The organism is Streptomyces xylophagus, assembly GCF_000716435.1.
GTDB classification, from domain to species: domain Bacteria; phylum Actinomycetota; class Actinomycetes; order Streptomycetales; family Streptomycetaceae; genus Streptomyces; species Streptomyces xylophagus.
Window position 1 is genome coordinate 715,904 of the sequence record NZ_JNWO01000002.1, and the last position, 16,023, is coordinate 731,926.

Annotated in this window: 18 protein-coding genes and 3 pseudogenes; 8 read left to right on the forward strand and 13 right to left on the reverse strand. The window is 67.6% G+C overall.

Annotated elements, in window-relative coordinates; all coding sequences use genetic code 11:
- Window positions 1-62: 62 nt before the first annotated feature.
- The 5 genes and pseudogenes from OO70_RS06595 to OO70_RS06615 form a co-directional block, all read right to left on the reverse strand.
- Window positions 63-776, reverse strand: a complete 714-nt coding sequence (locus OO70_RS06595; protein WP_043665120.1) for a cation transporter — start codon at window positions 774-776, stop codon at window positions 63-65.
- Entirely contained in the window at window positions 776-1,111 is a 336-nt protein-coding gene (locus tag OO70_RS06600) for an ArsR/SmtB family transcription factor (RefSeq protein WP_043665123.1), read from the reverse strand. Before OO70_RS06600 ends, OO70_RS06595 begins: the two co-directional genes overlap by 1 nt.
- Before the next feature lie 52 nt (window positions 1,112-1,163).
- A pseudogene (locus OO70_RS06605) lies at window positions 1,164-1,724 on the reverse strand (cation diffusion facilitator family transporter); the annotation flags it as partial.
- A gap of 44 nt (window positions 1,725-1,768) precedes the next feature.
- The gene (locus OO70_RS06610) at window positions 1,769-3,088 is read right to left on the reverse strand and encodes a glycoside hydrolase family 16 protein (protein ID WP_043665126.1); all 1,320 of its coding nucleotides are present in this window, start codon (window positions 3,086-3,088) and stop codon (window positions 1,769-1,771) included.
- Window positions 3,089-3,536: 448 nt separating this feature from the next.
- The gene (locus tag OO70_RS06615) at window positions 3,537-3,863 is read right to left on the reverse strand and encodes a hypothetical protein (protein WP_043665129.1); all 327 of its coding nucleotides are present in this window, start codon (window positions 3,861-3,863) and stop codon (window positions 3,537-3,539) included.
- Window positions 3,864-4,687: 824 nt separating this feature from the next.
- On the opposite strand from OO70_RS06615, the gene OO70_RS06620 reads away from it, so the two are divergent.
- Window positions 4,688-7,234, forward strand: coding sequence for a discoidin domain-containing protein (locus tag OO70_RS06620; protein WP_043665132.1), 2,547 nt, complete (start codon window positions 4,688-4,690; stop codon window positions 7,232-7,234).
- A gap of 735 nt (window positions 7,235-7,969) precedes the next feature.
- Here OO70_RS06620 and OO70_RS51130 read toward each other — a convergent pair.
- On the reverse strand, window positions 7,970-8,200 hold the full coding sequence (locus OO70_RS51130; protein WP_051740755.1) for a hypothetical protein: 231 nt from the start codon (window positions 8,198-8,200) through the stop codon (window positions 7,970-7,972).
- 24 nt (window positions 8,201-8,224) lie between these two features.
- Window positions 8,225-8,377: a hypothetical protein gene (locus tag OO70_RS54435; RefSeq protein WP_158711416.1), complete on the reverse strand. Its 153-nt coding sequence runs from the start codon at window positions 8,375-8,377 to the stop codon at window positions 8,225-8,227.
- Between the two features lie 224 nt (window positions 8,378-8,601).
- On the opposite strand from OO70_RS54435, the gene OO70_RS06630 reads away from it, so the two are divergent.
- From OO70_RS06630 to OO70_RS06640, 4 genes and pseudogenes are all read left to right on the forward strand, one after another.
- Window positions 8,602-9,060 (forward strand): hypothetical protein, encoded by a 459-nt coding sequence (locus tag OO70_RS06630; RefSeq protein WP_043665134.1) that lies wholly within the window; start codon window positions 8,602-8,604, stop codon window positions 9,058-9,060.
- A gap of 488 nt (window positions 9,061-9,548) precedes the next feature.
- A complete protein-coding gene (locus tag OO70_RS56795) occupies window positions 9,549-9,941 on the forward strand; it encodes a class I SAM-dependent methyltransferase (RefSeq protein ID WP_063749682.1) in 393 nt (130 codons plus the stop codon).
- A 32-nt stretch (window positions 9,942-9,973) separates the two neighbouring features.
- Window positions 9,974-10,456 carry a hypothetical protein gene (locus OO70_RS56800; protein WP_063749683.1) on the forward strand — a complete coding sequence of 161 codons (483 nt, stop codon included), beginning with the start codon at window positions 9,974-9,976 and terminating at the stop codon, window positions 10,454-10,456.
- Window positions 10,457-10,471: 15 nt separating this feature from the next.
- Window positions 10,472-11,280: pseudogene (locus OO70_RS06640) on the forward strand (transposase family protein).
- A gap of 161 nt (window positions 11,281-11,441) precedes the next feature.
- Here the strand turns inward: OO70_RS06640 and OO70_RS55285 are convergent.
- Window positions 11,442-11,606 carry a hypothetical protein gene (locus tag OO70_RS55285; protein ID WP_199827267.1) on the reverse strand — a complete coding sequence of 55 codons (165 nt, stop codon included), beginning with the start codon at window positions 11,604-11,606 and terminating at the stop codon, window positions 11,442-11,444.
- A pseudogene (locus OO70_RS06645) lies at window positions 11,554-12,360 on the reverse strand (transposase); the annotation flags it as partial. The pseudogene OO70_RS06645 and the gene OO70_RS55285, both read right to left, overlap by 53 nt.
- Before the next feature lie 8 nt (window positions 12,361-12,368).
- Between OO70_RS06645 and OO70_RS06650 the strand changes: the two are divergent.
- Window positions 12,369-12,614 (forward strand): hypothetical protein, encoded by a 246-nt coding sequence (locus tag OO70_RS06650; RefSeq protein WP_324604838.1) that lies wholly within the window; start codon window positions 12,369-12,371, stop codon window positions 12,612-12,614.
- A 185-nt stretch (window positions 12,615-12,799) separates the two neighbouring features.
- On the opposite strand, the gene OO70_RS06655 is transcribed toward OO70_RS06650, so the two are convergent.
- From OO70_RS06655 to OO70_RS06665, 3 genes are read right to left on the reverse strand one after another with little or no spacing between them, the layout of a single operon-like run.
- Complete coding sequence (locus OO70_RS06655; protein ID WP_043665137.1) at window positions 12,800-13,183, reverse strand: hypothetical protein; 384 nt, start codon at window positions 13,181-13,183, stop codon at window positions 12,800-12,802.
- Window positions 13,180-13,386: a hypothetical protein gene (locus OO70_RS06660; protein WP_043665140.1), complete on the reverse strand. Its 207-nt coding sequence runs from the start codon at window positions 13,384-13,386 to the stop codon at window positions 13,180-13,182. Before OO70_RS06660 ends, OO70_RS06655 begins: the two co-directional genes overlap by 4 nt.
- A 54-nt stretch (window positions 13,387-13,440) precedes the next feature.
- Entirely contained in the window at window positions 13,441-14,016 is a 576-nt protein-coding gene (locus tag OO70_RS06665; protein WP_234336765.1) for a FadR/GntR family transcriptional regulator, read from the reverse strand.
- Between OO70_RS06665 and OO70_RS06670 the strand changes: the two genes are divergently transcribed.
- Window positions 14,015-14,497, forward strand: a complete 483-nt coding sequence (locus OO70_RS06670; RefSeq protein ID WP_234336766.1) for a TetR/AcrR family transcriptional regulator — start codon at window positions 14,015-14,017, stop codon at window positions 14,495-14,497. The two genes, OO70_RS06665 and OO70_RS06670, sit on opposite strands and share 2 nt — an antisense overlap.
- A gap of 209 nt (window positions 14,498-14,706) precedes the next feature.
- Here OO70_RS06670 and OO70_RS06675 read toward each other — a convergent pair whose 3' ends face one another.
- Window positions 14,707-15,120 carry a winged helix-turn-helix transcriptional regulator gene (locus tag OO70_RS06675; protein WP_043665142.1) on the reverse strand — a complete coding sequence of 138 codons (414 nt, stop codon included), beginning with the start codon at window positions 15,118-15,120 and terminating at the stop codon, window positions 14,707-14,709.
- 85 nt (window positions 15,121-15,205) lie between these two features.
- Here OO70_RS06675 and OO70_RS06680 point away from each other — a divergent pair, with 85 nt between their 5' ends.
- A complete protein-coding gene (locus OO70_RS06680; protein WP_043665145.1) occupies window positions 15,206-16,018 on the forward strand; it encodes an NAD(P)H-binding protein in 813 nt (270 codons plus the stop codon).
- Window positions 16,019-16,023: the final 5 nt, after the last annotated feature.

A 16,023-nucleotide genomic window follows, 5' to 3' on the forward strand; every position in this document is an offset into this window, starting at 1 on the left:
CCGGGAGCCGAGTGGATGGTCAGGCTAGGGTCCGGCTGTCGGTCAGGGGAGTCGAGGTCGGCTCAGTTGCAGCACGAGCACCCGGCAGCGCAACCGCAGGAATCCGTCGTGCCGTCGGCCTCCTTGAGCGCCGTAAGGCCGGCGGGAGCGCAGCAGTCGTCGCCGCGCCAGGCCTCCCGGCCCTCCTTGACCGCGACGGCGGCGATGAGAAGGGCCGCGATCGGGTCGGCCCAGCTCCAGCCGAGCAGGGAGTTGGCGAGCAGGCCGACGAGGAGGACGACCGAGAGATACGTGCACAGCAGGGTCTGTTTGGAGTCGGCGACGGCGGAGGCGGAGCCCAGTCCGCGTCCGGCGCGGCGCTGGGCGGCGGACAGGAACGGCATGATCGCCAGGGAGAGGGCGGCCAGCACTATGCCGGGCGTGGAGTGCCGTGCCTCGCCGGTTCCGGCCAGGGCGCGGACGGAGTCGACCGCGACGTACGCGGCGAGCGCGAAGAAGGAGAACGCGATGATGCGTAGCGCGGTCTTCTCCCGGGCCTCGCGTACGTCGTGCTCGGTGGCGGAGAACTGCCAGGCCACGGCCGCGGCGGAGGAGACCTCGATGATCGAGTCCAGACCGAAGCCGACCAGCGCGGTGGAGGAGGCGCGGGTGCCCGCCGTGATCGCGACGATCGCCTCGATGACGTTGTAAGTGATGGTGGCGGCGACCAACAGGCGTATACGCCGGGTCAGTTGGGTGCGGCGGGCCTGGGTGGGGCCGAGGGAGATCGTCGCCATCAGCAGCAGTCCTTCTCGTCGGCGTCCACGCAGGTGCGGTCGGCCTCGACGGCGAGGACCACGCCGCGCAGGTTGTCCAGGGCGTGGCCGAGGCGTTCGTCGGCCAGTTCGTAGCGGACGCGGCGGCCTACGGGGACGGTGACGACGATGCCGCAGTCGCGCAGGCAGGCGAGGTGGTTGGAGAGCCGGGTGCGGGAGATCTCCAACTGCTCGGCGAGGTCGGCCGGGTGCGCGGGTGCCTCGCGGAGGGTGAGCAGGATGCGGCAGCGGATCGGGTCGGCGAGCGCGCGGCCGAAGCGGGCCAGGGCGTCGATGTCGGAGGCGATGGTCAGCACAACGAGAACGGTACACGTTTCCCTGAATTCAGGGAAACGTGTACCGAGTGGCTCAGTGCTTGTGAGGCTCGTCCCGGTGGACCGGGCCGTGTGGCTCCTCGCAGTGCTCGGCGTCCTCGGTGGGCAGCAGATCGCGGTTGCCGGGCTGGGCCGCTTGCAGAACCGGGACGGGGGCGTGGTCGACCTGGAGGGTGGTGTGGGTGATGGAGTAGTTGTGGCGCAGAAGTTCTTCGAGGTCGCGGCTGACGGCGTGGCAGTCGCCGCCGGGTTCGACCAGGATGTGCGCGGACAGGGCGGACTGTCCCGAGGTGATCTGCCAGACGTGCAGGTCGTGAACCTCCACGACAGCAAGCTCGCCGACCAGCATGTCGCCGAGCTCGTTCGGGTCGACGTCGGCCGGGGCCGCCTCCAGGAAGATCCGGCCGGACTCGCGCAGCAGCCCGTACCCCGCCTTCGTCATCAGCGCGACGACCACGAGGGTGGCGATCGCGTTGGAAGGGGCGAAGCCGGTCAGCACGACGATCAGCGCGGCGATCGCGGTGCCGATGAAGGCGAACAGGTCGTTGAGGATGTGCTGGTAGGCACCCTCGACGTTGAGCGAGGAGCGTTGCGCGGCTGTGGTACCTGGGCCGGTCCCGCGGGACCGGCCCAGGGGGCTCACTGGGTGTAGGTGTAGTGCGGACTGTCGTACTGGGGGCCGTTCTTCTCGTAGGTGAACCAGTAGGTCAGGGTGGATCCGGCGGAGAGCGTGACGTTCTGCGTCCAGGTGCCTCCGCTGTTGGTCATACGGAAGTTCTGCTGGCCGGCGTTGTTGATGAGGTAGTGCACGTCGACGTACGCCGCGGGTGTGGTGGGAACGAACGTGATCTGCGCCTGACTGCTGCTCAGGCGCGTCACACCGGCGGTGTAGTCCGGCGTCGTCGTGCTCCCGCCGGTGCTTCCGCCGGTCGTGCTGCCACCTGTGGTGCCACCGGTCGTCGTACCACCGGTGGTACTGCTACTGGCGCCTTGCTGGTAGACCGCGAACCAGTCGACGCTCATGGCGGCACCTGATGTGATGCTGCCCGCCTGGGCGGCCGAGCTGCAGCCGCAGACCTTGTCGGGGTACGAACCGGCGATCGCCAGGTCGAAGATGGCCATGAACCCGTGGTCGACGGCGGCCTGCCAGGTGGCGACCGAGACCTGGTTCTCGTTGACGGTGAAGGTCAGGTTGCCGTCGAGGTAGAAGCGGAGCTGCTCCGCGGCGGTGTTCGTGCGGTCGATGATCGCGGAGTACGTGTGGTAGCCGGTCTGGCAGCCCGCGCACGGCTGAAGATCACTGGTGATGCCGTCGGGGTCGTGGCATTCGCCCGCCCACACCCCGCAGTGGAAGGTGGTGGAGTGTTTGCTCAGCGCGTTGACGTCCTCCATGATGTCGAACTCGCCGATGCTCGGCCAGTTCGTCGCACCGACCGGGCGGGCCGCGCCGCCCATCGCCCAGAACGCGGGCCAATAGCCCAGTCCACTGGCCGGGTTGGGCTGGAGGATGGACGCGCTCATCTGGAGTTGTCCGCCGGCAGGGGCGGCGAAGTCGGTGCGCTGGGTCTCGATGCGTCCCGAGGTCCAGTGGCCGGAGCCGTCCCGGAGCGCCCGGATGACCAGGTGCCCCTGCCCGTCCTGGTACACGTTGTTCGTGGAGTCGGTGGCCGACTCGATCTCGCCCGTGCCCCAGTTGGCGGCACCTCCGGGGTAGCCGGTGCCCAGGTCGTACAGCCAGTTGGTCCGGTTCAGCGCGCTGCCGGACGATCCGTTGAAGTCGTCGGAGAAGACGGTGGTCCAGCCTGCGGGAGCGCCTGGGACAGCCGCCGAGGCGCTGCCACCGGTTCCGATCAGGCCTACGAGTGTGCCGATGAGCAGCAGCAGAGCGCTGCCCAGAACGAGGGGGACGGTTCTCTGGCTGCCTGCGGGCGCACCGGCAGGTGGTGGGGAGGTTGTCATCGTGTGGGTTCTCCCTGGCGAGCTGGCGGGTGGGGAGTGGTGCGGGGGGCCTGGCTCCTGGTGGGGACCGGGGAGCAGGTCAAGACTGAGAGCGCTCTCAGGGTGATCGTGAATCTGCGGTCCCTGGTTGTCCTCCTGATTCCGGACGATCCGTCATGTCGGCTGCTGTGGGCCTGAGTTGGGTGGGTGCCAGCAGGGATCGCCGTTCAATGCAGGAGTGTCCGGCGCGACCCTTCATGCGTCAACGGCTTCAACGCGATGGGTTGAAAAGCAGGCCTCTTGGCGACGCTGTATGGAGTCCCGGTAAAGGTCCGAACCAAGCTTCGTGGAGTTGTGGAGCGCTCTCCGGCGGCCGGCTGTGCGCGCTCTCGCCGTGTTGAGCTGGGATTTTGTGAATACGGTGTTGGCGAGCCGATTCTGTCGTCGAGTGGAGGCCCTCTGACGTTGCTCACGGACCTTGCGAAGCGCCTTCAGGAGTCGAAGGCGACCGGTACGGCGTGGCGGTGTCGCCGTTCGGAACCGTGGCCGACCACACGTGGCGTACGACGTTCGACTTGACGCGGGTGCTCTGCGGAGCCGTGGCGCAGCCGTCCCTTCGGGCCCAGGACCCGATCCACGAGGGGAGGGAGGGCAGGCCCTTCGAGGCGTCTCCGTTGGAGGGGACGGTGTCATCGGCCTGTCCGTGGAAGGCGAAGACCGGGACGGTGCGCTGCGGGGTGGTGGGGGTGAGCCTGGCCAGGCTCATGAGGACGGTGCCCGAGATGCTCGCGAGCATCCGGGCGCAGCGTGATCTGTGCTCTCCGATCGGAACGCAAACACCGGGTCCGAGTCTGGACCCGGCGGCGCGATTCGGGTGGGGGAGTGGGGCGTGGGGGCGTATGGCGCGGCGCGTCGAAGGTGTCGACGGTTGCTCACTTTCGGGGCCCGTTGGCCGAGAATGTGGCGCCACCTCGTGGCCTCGCGATAGGTCGCTCTGAGGGCATTGCTGCCGCACCGGGACGCCGCAACCGGGCAAGCTGATCACCACAGTCCCGGAACGCCACTGTGAGGTCGGCGGCATTGCCGTCCCGGAGGTCTTCGGCCTCCTCGACTCCGAGGCGATCGAGACGCAGACCGGCTGCCCGAACCGCTCCGCCTGGCGCACCGCACCCCCGGTGAGCATCGGGCGGCTCCCGCCTGCGGGCGCGCTCGCGCCGACCGTTGCCATGCGGCACCAGAGCTCGTCGACGGCCGGAGTCGGTGGTCACGTGATCACCTTTGACGATGTCGCCCCGGCTGCCCGGGTCTCGTAGGACCGCCGTCGACGCTGCCTCGCCTTCAAGGCTTGACGGGGTCCTCGCCGTGCCCGGTCCGTCTGCCGCGCCTCTGCCCAGGTCGTGCCGTTCGTAGGGGTACGCCGACCGGACGCCTGTGAAAGGGAGTTGAAGAAACTCGCGTCACGACTCTTGTCACCTCGATGGTTCATTACTTAAATCAAACCGTGAACTAAGCATGGCATAAGGCCAGTTCATGCACGCCGAACGCTGGACGGAGCCTGCTCCCGCGTTCCGGTTCCGTGTGTCCGCTCCGCTCGTCACCCCACCCGCATGGAGTCACGGCATGAGATTCAGATCCTTGGGTGTCGCGCTGGCCGCAATGGCCGCGCTCGTCACCCTGCCCCTGCACAGCCCGGCCGCCGCGGCAGACCTGCCGCTGTCCCAGGGCAAGACGGCCACGTCGTCCTCAGACGAGAACGCGGGCACCGTCGCTGCCAACGCCGTCGACGGCAACACCGCCACCCGCTGGTCCTCCGGCGCCACCGACACCCAGTGGCTCCAGGTCGACCTCGGCTCCTCGGCCACCATCACCCAGGTCGTCCTCAACTGGGAGACCGCGTACGGCAGCGACTACAAGATCCAGACGTCCCCGGACGGGAGCACCTGGACCGACGTCAAGTCCGTGACCGGCGGCGACGGCGGCACCGACACCCTCGACGTCTCCGGCACGGGCCGCTACGTCCGGATGTACGGCGTCCACCGCGCCACCCAGTGGGGCTACTCCCTCTGGGAGTTCCAGGTGTTCGGCAGCACGGACGGCACCACCCCGCCCGCGGGCTGTGACACCGCCAACGCCGCCCAGGGCAAGACGGCGACCGCCTCCTCCACCGAGAACGCAGGCACCCCGGCGTCGGCCGCCTTCGACGGAAACACCGGCACCCGCTGGTCCAGCGCGGCCTCCGACCCGCAGTGGCTCCAGGTCGACCTCGGGACCTCCCAGGACCTGTGCCGGGTCGACCTCAACTGGGAGACCGCGTACGGCAAGTCCTTCCAGATCCAGGCCTCGGCCGACGGCCAGACCTGGACCACGCTCAAGTCCGTCACCGACGGCACCGTCGGCTCGACGTCCTACGACGTCTCCGGCCAGGGCCGCTACGTACGGATCAACGGCACGACCCGTGGCACTGTCTACGGGTACTCGCTCTGGGAGGTGGCCGTCCACACAGGCTCGGGCGACGGCAGCGGGCCCGTGCAGGGCGGCGGCGACCTCGGCCCCAACGTGATAGTCGTCGACCCGTCGACGCCCGACCTCCAGGCCAAGTTCGACCAGGTCTTCGCGCAGCAGGAGTCGAACCAGTTCGGCACCGGCCGCTACCAGTTCCTGATGAAGCCCGGCACCTACAACGGGATCAACGCCCAAGTGGGCTTCTACACCTCGATCTCGGGCCTCGGCCTCAACCCCGACGACGTCCACATCAACGGTGACATCACCGTCGACGCGGGCTGGTTCAACGGCAACGCGACCCAGAACTTCTGGCGTTCGGCGGAGAACCTGTCGATCACGCCCTCCAACGGCACCGACCGCTGGGCGGTGGCCCAGGCGGCCCCCTTCCGTCGCATCCACGTGCAGGGCGGCCTCAACCTCGCCCCGAACGGCTACGGTTGGGCCTCCGGCGGCTACATCGCCGACTCCAAGATCGACGGTAGGGTCGGCCCGTACTCCCAGCAGCAGTGGTACACCCGTGACAGCTCCGTCGGCGGCTGGACCAACGGCGTCTGGAACATGACGTTCTCCGGCGTGCAGGGCGCCCCGGCCACCAACTTCGACTCCGGCCCGTACACCACCCTGGACACCACGCCCGTCTCGCGCGAGAAGCCCTTCCTCTACCTGGACGGCGACGCGTACAAGGTGTTCGTGCCCGCCAAGCGCACCAACGCCCAGGGCGTTTCCTGGCCCAACACTGCTGGTTCGTCGATTCCGCTGGACCAGTTCTACGTGGTCAAGCCCGGCGCGACCGCGGCGACCATCAACACCGCCCTCGCCCAGGGCCTGAACCTGCTCTTCACCCCGGGCGTCTACCACCTCGACCAGACCATCGACGTGACCCGGGCGAACACCGTCGTCCTCGGTCTCGGTCTGGCGACCATCGTCCCGGACAACGGCGTGGACGCCATGCACGTGGCGGACGTCGACGGAGTCAAGCTCGCCGGCTTCCTGATCGACGCCGGCAGCTCCAACTCCAACACCCTGCTGCAGATCGGCCCGGCCGGCAGCTCCGCCGACCACGCCGCCAACCCGACCACCATGCAGGACGTGTTCGTGCGCATCGGCGGTGCGGGCCCCGGCCTCGCCACCAACTCGGTCGTGGTCAACAGTGACGACGTCATCATCGACCACACCTGGCTGTGGCGCGCCGACCACGGCGAAGGCGTCGGCTGGGAGACCAACAGAGCCGACTACGGCCTCGTGGTCAACGGCGACGACGTCCTCACCACCGGCCTGTTCGTCGAGCACTTCAACAAGTACGACGTGCTGTGGAACGGCGAACGCGGACGCACGATCTTCTTCCAGAACGAGAAGGCCTACGACGTCCCGAACGCCGCCGCCATCACCCATGACGGCATCGTCGGATACGCGGCCTACAAGGTCGCCGACTCCGTCGACGTGCACGAGGCATGGGGCCTGGGAAGCTACTGCAACTTCACCTCGGACCCGTCGATCGTCCAGGCCCACGGCTTCCAGGTGCCGGTCAAGACAGGGATCAGACTGCACGACATCCTGGTGATCTCCCTGGGCGGCAAGGGCCAGTACGCCCACGTGGTCAACGACACCGGCGCACCCACGTCGGGCACGGACACCGTTCCCTCGAAGATCACGTCGTTCCCCTGACAGCGACCGTGACGGCGGTCTGACCGCCGACGCTGCTCACTGACAGGACGCGGGTGCCGGGTCCTCCTCCGAGGGGGACTTGGCACCCGCACGTCGCGCGCGGGGGAGCTACACCGATTCGTCGTCGGTGGTGTCCCGTACCCCGCGATCGCCCACGTCGGTTCGCCGGACTGGGCGTCGTGGTCGCCGGGGACCACAGCGTACGAGGGCACGTCTTCCAGGATGGGCACGGCCATGGTGCTGTCGGCTTGGACGCGGGCGCGGGCGACCAAGCGTTCAGTGGCGGCCATGGGAGCGGACCTTGCCGGTGTTGAGGTTGGCGCCGACAGCCACATTGCCCGCGCTCTTCGGCGTGGATGAGGATGCGGCCATGGCGGATGTCGTCGTCGATCTGTTCGGCTGAGCCGGAGGCGGTGGGGGCGGAAACGATGACCAGATTCGATTCCCGCGTTGGTGAGGGTGCGCGCCTCTGTCGCGGCCCGGCCGACGGTGGTGACCTCTTCCCACTCTTCCTCGGTGCGCTGGCGCGCGCAGGCGAGCCACTCGTCGATCTCGCGGCCGAGCGGTTCGTCCTCCTTCCGCCAGGGCGGGGATGTTGACGGCCTTCCAGCCCACCACCCGCTTGTTCAGGCGGGCTTGCTCCAGCAGCCGGCCGGACAGGGCGTCCTCGTGCCAATGGGTCTGGATGATGACGACGGGTGCGCCGGAGGCGAGACGGGTGCGCGCCGAGCCGGTTCAGAAGTCCCAGCGCTTCTCGCGCATCGCCTCGGAGTCGGCGTCAGCCCATCCCTTGATCGGGCCGTCGATGATGAGCAGGTCGACCGGACGGTCCGTCAGGGCTCCGTTGGTGCCAACGCAGTAGACGCCGCCGCGCACGTTCGCCGGCTTCCAGCGATCCGAGGCACGGGATCCGGATTGGAGACGGAGGCCCAGGTCGATCTTTCCGTCGGCTCCGTCGTACGTCATGGTGTCGTTGCGGATGTCCCGGCCTCAGCGGGCCGCCGTCGACTTGTCGTACGAGGCGATGGCGATGCGGGTGTCAGGCCGCCGGATGAGCGACGCCCTGGCCGAGTCGCCAGGCGCGGCGTAGACCTCGTGGCCCTGGCTGAACTCGTCCGTGATGCCGTCGAGGAGATGGTCCACGGCACCTCCTGGAGATGAGTGCGGCGACTAGGACCAGGTTCAGAAGCAGGATCACGCGAGCGTCTGCGACAGTGAGCATCACCCGTCTTCCTCATGGCACGTGCGGGACACTTTTCCTCTCCCTGGAGCCGTCAGGTAGCTAATACCTTCGCGATACGGGCATCGACCGACAACCCCGATTGGTAGTTGGGGTGGCCAGTTGGGCTCCAGGTCAGGGAGGCAAGATGGAAGAAATCGAGCAGCCCAGCGACGTTGAGCATTTTGCGATCATGCAGGTCTGTTCGCTACCGGAGACCAGACCGTTCCGTACCGACTGCATGGGCGTGAACTACCGGCCCCGAGCGGAAGACGATTCGCCGTGCTGCTGGTATCACGCACAGGACTGGAACACACTCTCGGAGCTGGCGATCGGGCTGCTGAAGCGAGCCTGGAACACTGGGCTGGTGGCCCAGGCGAGCATCTACCAGTTCGCATACAAAGAGTTGTTCGATTCCGACCTTGAAAGGTGGTGGTTGGTTGTCGAGTTGTTCTCGCCCAGCAGCATCCGCGTCTGCACGCTGGTGCATCCGTACGACGGGAGGCGGGAGGCCATTTACGGGAACGGTCAACACCGGGTACAGGCGATGAAAGATCTCCGTGTCGAGAGGACCGTGGTCTTGCGTCATAAGGACACCGTGCTCTGAGTGGCTCATTCACCGCCTAAGGGCCCGCAGGGAATCAACATGTTGCTTCGCGTGATTCGGCTCGTTGGTCTGGTACGGGCGTCTCCGATGAGGTTCGCGGTCAACTCGCTGTGAGGTTCGGGGCGTTGTTCCCGCATCTGAACGAGTGAGGTTTTCTCAGCGGTGATCACTGTCAGATTCCGTTGAGAACCTGCAGTGCGTGTGAGGTCGCGCCGACGGCTGGAGCTGAGCGTGGCGTGTGGGGGTGGGTCATTGTCAGTGGCACACCGACAGGTCGTCGCTGCTTGAGCTCGGTGGCAGTCGCTCGCCGAGAGCTCGCAGGTGCCGCGCAGCGGGCGCGGAGGATCAACCGCGCGTTGGCGGAGCTGTCCCCGCACGTGCATCCGGAGTCGGATTTCGAGAGCCGTTCGGGCTGCTGGTGCCCACCGAATGGGTGGCGAGTCCGGCAGCGTAGTGCGCCAGTCCGCCTCCGTGTATCGTCCGGATTCATGGCTGACCTGGCAGGGCGCTGGCGGGAGTTGAACAAGGCATATTGGGACGAGCGGGTGCGCATTCATCTGAGTGCGGCCCTCTACGACATGGAGGGGTTCCACGCCCGGCCCGATTCGCTGAAGGACTTCGAGACAGCCGAGTTGGGGGATGTCAGGGGCAAGCGCCTGATCCATCTGCAGTGCCACTTCGGCCGAGACACGCTGTCGTGGGCGGCACGAGGAGCACAGGTCACCGGGCTGGACTTCTCTCCACCCGCGATCAAAGCGGCTACACGGCTCGCAACCGAACTCGGCATCGACGCACGTTTCCTGGCCGCGGACGTCTACGACGCGGTCTCTGCGGTCGAGGGGAGACCTTCGACATCGTCTACGCCAGCTTCGGGGCGCTGAACTGGCTTCCCGACATCGGTCGCTGGGCGTCGGTGGTCGCTGAACTACTCGCTCCCGCTGGGTGCCTGTACCTTGCGGAGTTCCATCCCTTCAGCTTCGTCCTCGACGACGAGACCGGAAGCACGGTCACGCACGACTACTTCGATGAAGGTCCGGAAGCCTCGGGAGGCCCTGGCACCTACGCCGACGAGGCGGCAATGACCGAGCACGACGAGACCGTCGAGTGGCGGCACAGTCTGTCGACCGTTGTCTCGGCGATCGCCGGAGCTGGGCTACGGATCCGGTTCCTCCACGAGCACGACCACACCTTCTACCTCCAACGCCAGTCGCTTGAGCGCCGCGACGGCGACATCTACCGGCATCCTGAGGGCGCTCCGCGCATCCCCCCACCTATTCGATCCGCGCCGAGAAGGCTTGAACCACCCGATCCAGCGACGATCGGATATGCGGGCCCGTGCTCGGACAGACGTGAAGCCCTTGGTAGGACAGGCCTCTTTCACAAGATCGTCTGCTGATCCAGAGGCCTCACCTTGGTCACCTATGCTGCAACGCTCGACGTCCCGCGCCACGTCGTGGAGTACCTGTCCCGTCTGCTGGCCGCACACCGACGCGCATCGGCACCCCGCGCGGCTGCCGCGCGCTCGGCCCGTTCCGCCAGGCCGTGTTGGTCCTGGGCTGGTTTCGCGAGCGCGGCTGCGTGCACTGCCTGGCCCGAGACGCCGGCGTCTCCCAGACCACCGGCTACCGCTACCTCCACGAAGGCATCGACGTCCTCGCCGACCAGGCTCAGGACCTGCACCAGGTCCTGAACCGGTGCCGACGCGAGGGCATGACGCACGTGATACTCGACGGCACTCTGATCGAGTCCGACCGCCTTGCCGGGGTCCGCGACAACGACAACGACCTATGGTTTAGCCGGAGACACGAGGCCTTCGGCGGCAACGTGCAGTTCCTGTCCGCCCCGGACGGCACCCCGCTGTGGGTCTCCGACGTCGAGCCCGGCTCCACTCCCGGCATCACCGCCGCACGCATCCACGCACTGCCCGCGCTGTACAAGGCAGCCGCCGACGGCCTGCCCACCCTCGCCGACAAGGGCTACATCGGCGCGGGGATCGGCATCCTCGTCCCGGTCCGACGCCCGAAAGGCCGATCCGAGAAGGCCTTGCACGCGGACACGCGCACCACCAACAACCTGATCAGAGGCGTCCGCACCCTCGGCGAACGCGCCGCAGCCGAGCTCAAACAACGGTGGCGAATCCTGCAACACGTCACCCTCAGCCCCAGCCGGATCGGCGACATCGTCCGAGGCGCCCTCGTCCTCAACGGCGTCTGGAAATGATCATCGCTGAGAAAACGTCAGTGGCAGCGGCTGCTGCTGATGGGAGCCGAGGCCCGGTTCCTGGGGCACGGCGGTATCCGGGTGGTCGCGCGAGCGGCCTAGGTCAGCGAGACGACCGTCCGCAAGGGCGTGGACGAGTTGGAAGCCGACGAGGAGACCTGTCAGGTGCCGGTGCGCAGGACGGCGACGAGCAGGCCGCAGGAAGTCTCGATGCCCACTGACATCGGCTCGACCTCGGTATCGCCGTGTTCGGCAAGCAGATCTAGTGCCGCATCAGGCAACGTTCGTCCTGTCGACGAAGGGCCGTAGGCGCCGGTCGTCGGCATGGCGGTTCCGCCAGATGATGTAGCGGCGGATCATGCTGCCCTGTTCCTTGTGGTTGGCGTGGTCGGTGCCGTCGAGGGTGAAGTAGCGCAGGGCCGTGAACTGGGCCTCGATCCGATTCAGCTAGGAGGAGTTGGTCGGCGTGTAGGCGATCTCAACGTTGTTCGCCGCCGCCCAGGTGCCGACCCGCTGGCACTTCTCCGTGGTCAGGTGCGGCGAGAAGTTGTCGCAGACGATCGTGATCCGCACCGTCGGAGGGTAGAGGGTGCGCAGGTAGCGGCAGAACTCCAGGAACTGTGTGCGCCGCTTGAGCGGTTTGATGTGGCCGTAGAGCTTGTCCTTGGCCAGGTCTAGGGCGGCAAACAGGTGCCGCACCCCGCCGTAGCGATTGTAGGTCGCCCGGCGTCGGCGGCGGGGCTCACGGGCGGGGTCCTTGTGCCCGCCGCCGCGCTCGGCCCACTGCCGCCCGGGGTGCGGCATCAGGTTGAGCGGCCCGAACTCGTCTATACAGAAGGCGGCTTCGGGCTCGCCGTCCTCGGCTATGACTTCATCGTCGGCGATCGCGTAGAGATGCTCGACACGGGCCTTCTTGGCCGCATAGTCCGGATCGCGGGAGGTCTTCCGGGTCTTCAGGCGCTGAAAGGAGACGTCCTCCTCACGGAGCAGAAGCCGCGGGCCCTCGTGGCTGATGTCGTCGACCACCCGCCCGGCGAGAAGGAAGTCGGCCAGTTTGGTTAGACTCCAGGTCGAGAACGGCCGGCTACGTGGACCGCCGCGACGACCCCGCGAACCGGCGCAACCAGCTCGCCGTGCTCACCGAGGGAGGGCACCGACTCCTGGAGCGGGTGGCGCCCGGCCATGTCGAGGCCGTGCGACACGCGATCTTCGACGCGTTGACGCCGGATCAGGTCCGCCAGTTCGCGGAGATCGGCGAGGCGATCAACGCCGCACTGCAACATGTGGACGCAGCCCAGGACGATGAAGAGGCGCTGCCCTGGCGTCGGCGGTAGGGGCGGATCACAACACGGGCAACCGGATGGGCAGTCATGGGTTCGCCCATGCCGGGAATTGTCGATGCGATCGGGAGCGTCCGACGGTCTGTGTCGCAGCCCTGTCAGGTCTGTTCCGGAGCTGATCGCCGAGTTCACGGCGCCTCACGGAGCTTCTGCCTGTTCCGTGTGCTCGGTCCTGTAGGTCACTGGGTGCGCCAGGACTCCAGCCGTTGGGCGGTCGTGCGCAGATCGGCTTCCTGTGCCCGGACGGCCTGGGCGAGTTCGTACAGGTCGTCGTCCTTGGCCCGGAGGGGCTGGCCGGAGACGTGCATGTACTGGCTGGCGCAGGCCCAGCCGATGACCAGGTTGTAGTCGGTGAAGGGCCGCAACAGCAGTGCGGTGTGCAGGAAGGTCGCGGCCCGGGAGGCGGCCTCCTCGTAGTAGAGGACGCCGCGTTCCCGCTCGAAGGTGTGCCGGTCGGCCATGAACCCCAGGGCGCCCCAGTCCGAGATGGGCACGTTCAGCGGGGAGATCGCCGACTGGATCTGCAGGACCCAGCCGACATCGACTCGGATGATCGGGCTCACCGCTGTCCCTCGGGGAACCGGGCCACGACGCCGGGCAGCACCCGGGCAGCTTCCTCGACCGCCCCCTCCACGAAGGCGAGCCGGTCGGCCTCCTGGACCGTCACATCGTGCACGTGCTGCTTCAGACTCCGGCCCGTCAGCGCCGCCCGCTCGCGCAGCCGCGCCATCTCGTCCTCGGTGAATTCCACATTGAGTGCAGGCATGAACCCAAGGTACCGCGATCGGTACCTCGCGTGGTACCCGAACTCGGCAAGGCGCTACGGGCCGTCTGATTCGTTGTTCGTGAACTTCAGGTGTTCCCGCAGCCACCGCTCGGTGCTGTTGACGTGCATGAGCGCGGCTGCGTGGCTGAGAGAGGCGTCGCCGATGGCCAGTGCTTCGTAGATGGCTTCATGCTCGGCCAAGGTCCGTCCCGCGGCCCGGGAGTCGACAAGTCCGCGCCAGACGCGGGCGCGCAGAGTGCGGCCCGAGATCCCGTCCAGGATGGTCAGGAGTGTTTCGTTCGCGGTGGCCGAGACGACAGCGCGGTGGAAAGCCGCGTCATGGACGTTCAGCAACTCGACGTCCTCATGCGCCTCTCGCATCGCGTCCAGGTGCTTCTTCACCTCGGCCAGGGCTGTGTCCGACATGCGAGTGGCGGCCAGCGCGGCGGCAGCGGGCTCGAGCAACCGTCGTACCTCCATCAGATCCAGCAGTGCACCCGAGTCGCCTTGGAGCAGTTCCACCGCGCCGCCGAGGCCGAGCCTCCCAGGAACAGTGGCAGATCCTTGCTCTTTGATGAGCCGACCTACTGGAAGCAGTGGATGGGGCGAGGGCCGGCTCGCCTGCGCCATGAGTCGTTCCTGGTTCGCTCAGTGGCAACAGCCGGCATTCGCGGCGGACGGCAGCACGTCGATGAAGCAGATCTCCCAGCGCGCGGGAGTCGGAGCGGGCACCCTGTACCGCAACTTCCCCACCCTTGAGTCGCTGGTCCTGGCCGTCTACCAGGACGAGGTGGCACGCATCATCGCCACCGTGCCCGACCTGCTGGCCCCGATGCCGCGACTGGAAGCGCTCCGCCACTGGACGACCGACCTCGTCGAGGGCATGCGCAGAAAGCACGGTCTCGGCGACGCCCTGGGCCCGGGTGCACACCAGGCGATCACCGAGCAGAGCTACGGGCCGGTCATCGCCGCGATCACACAGCTCCTCGACGCCGGCAAGAAGGACGGGAGCATTCCCCCAGGACCGGGCACCCCACATGCTCGCGCTCATCCTCGACGGACCCCGCACGCACCGGTAGACGCCGCGCACGGAACAGGGCCCGTCAAGTGATCGACTTAGAGAGCCCGGCGGTAGGCGTCACTTGAGTCTTCTGGTGGTGGGTAGGTGTCCCAGCGGTAGCGCGGCGGACGCGTGTGCGGAGTGTGACGAGTACGCATGGCCGCGCCCGGCTGATCCCTAGTGCTGCCCCGCAGAAGTTCGTTGAGGGGGCTGATCAAGCTGTCCCCGTCATAGTCGGCAAGGTGCTGGAGCCCGCTTGTTCACCGGATTCCGGAGTCGGGATATTCGGCATCCCATTCTTGGCGTGCTTGCGCGATGGCGTCGCGGTGTTCCGCCGACCAGTCCGTGAGGGCCTTGACCAGATAGGTGAGGCTGTGGCCCATCGCCGTGAGCTTGTACTCGACCTGCGGGGGCACCATGGGGTGCACGGTCCGGGTGACCAGGCCGTCGCGTTCCAACCGGCGCACGGTGAGCGTCAGCATCCGCTGTGAGATACCGGGTATGGCGCGCTGTAGCTGTCGGAAACGGCGGACACCCTGGGCCAGTTCGACGACGACCAGGACCGACCATTTGTCGCCGATCCGGTCGAGCACATCGCGGATCCCGCAGTCCTCGTGCTCGTCGCCGCAGCTGACGACGGGTTCGGTGGTTACCCCGGTGTGCCCCACTGACATGGAAGTGCCTCCTTACGCTCCCTGCCGCAAAACCGCAGGATGATCCCGGTTACCGAAGAGAACCTACCGGAACGGGAAAACCCTGATGATCCTGGTTACAGGCAGCACCGGCGCCCTGGGCACGCTGATCGCCGAGCGGCTGGCCGACCGCGACGACACCGTCCTTGGAACGCGCGAACCTCAGCGGCTCAAGGCCCCGCTGCCGGTCCGCCACATCGACTTCGACGAGCCCGGCACCCTCGCCGGGGGCTTCGACGCTGTGGATGTACTGCTGCTGATCTCCGCGGGCTACGGCGAGGACGACACGGTCATAGCCCGGCAAGGTGCCGCCGTCGACGCCGCAGAGAAGGCCGGTGTGGGGCATGTCGTCTATACGAGCCTGACCACCGACGGCGATCACCTTCCCTACGCGCTGCCGCACCGTTGGACCGAGCGTCGGCTCCAGGCGAGCACCATGGACTGGACGATCCTGCGCAATGGCCTGTACGCGGAGTTGCTGGGTGGCCTAGCGGCGCCGTCGGCCGACGGGCGGATTACCGCCCCGCTCGGCGAGGGTCAACTGGCCGCCGTTGCACGGGCGGATCTGGCCGATGCCGCGGCGCGCGTGACGGTGGAGGCACCCGCTCATGCGGGGCGCATCTATGAACTCGTCGGCGAGCAGGCCATCGGCGGAGCCGACCTGGCCCGCGCTCGCGGCCCACACGTCACCTACGAGCCGGAGACCCTCGCCCAGGCCCGCGCGCGCATCGCCGCTTCCGGCGCCGAGCCGTTCCAGGTGCCGATGCTGGTGGGCACCTACTCCGCCATCGCGACCGGATTCATGTCCCGCACCGGCGGTGATCTGCGTCAACTGCTGGGCCGCGCACCCCACTCCGCGCTCGCAGCAGCCCTCGCATAGCCCAC